Origin of the sequence: Dietzia sp. SYD-A1 (assembly GCF_015356725.1) — a bacterium.
Classification (GTDB): domain Bacteria; phylum Actinomycetota; class Actinomycetes; order Mycobacteriales; family Mycobacteriaceae; genus Dietzia.
Genome location: NZ_JADDKI010000691.1, coordinates 1 through 218, shown reverse-complemented (window position 1 = coordinate 218; position 218 = coordinate 1). Strand labels below are relative to the sequence as shown.

The 218-nt window shown below is 73.9% G+C and carries 1 pseudogene; it reads left to right on the top strand.

Annotated features, from left to right (window positions below):
• Positions 1-218: pseudogene (locus IY392_RS19390) on the top strand (hypothetical protein); the annotation flags it as partial.

The window sequence follows — 218 nt, the reverse complement described above, 5'->3', positions numbered from 1 at the left end:
GAGGCCGCCGCCCGCACCGCCTGGCAGGCAGGCCATCCCCGCACCCGCAACCAACTACGCGCCGACGCCCTGTGCGCCCTCGGGGATCCGAACACCGACGACATCTGCACCCCCCTACGCCATACCGACGACTCCGCCACCAGCACTGACACCGCTGGCACAGGCGCCGCCGCCAGCACTGACACCGGCGCCACCGACAGGGCTGCCGACGGTGCCGC